Annotated in this window: 1 pseudogene; it reads right to left on the minus strand. The window is 41.1% G+C overall.

What is annotated here, in order from left to right:
* Window positions 1-236: pseudogene (locus tag GJQ66_RS13580) on the minus strand (malonate transporter subunit MadM); the annotation flags it as partial.
* Window positions 237-246 lie beyond the last annotated feature (10 nt).

Consider the following 246-nt stretch of genomic DNA (forward strand, 5'->3'; position numbering starts at 1 on the left):
TTCACTTCTTTCACATCAACTTCAAATGCAGTTGAAGCAATCGCTAAATCACGAATCATGGCTCCGCCCAACAGTGCAAAACCTGAAAAAATAGCGATGTCAGAGACACCTTTGGTTCCTTGCGTATAAACCCCTGCGAAGTAAGCAACAACCAAACCTAAAGTAATCGCGATTGCAGAGCTTTGTAATTTTCCCTTCGTCAAATATTTTGAGAGTAGATGGGAAACGAACATCATTAAACCCGTT

Source organism: Microbacterium sp. ZXX196 (assembly GCF_009709595.1).
Taxonomy (GTDB): Bacteria; Actinomycetota; Actinomycetes; order Actinomycetales; family Microbacteriaceae; genus Microbacterium; species Microbacterium excoecariae.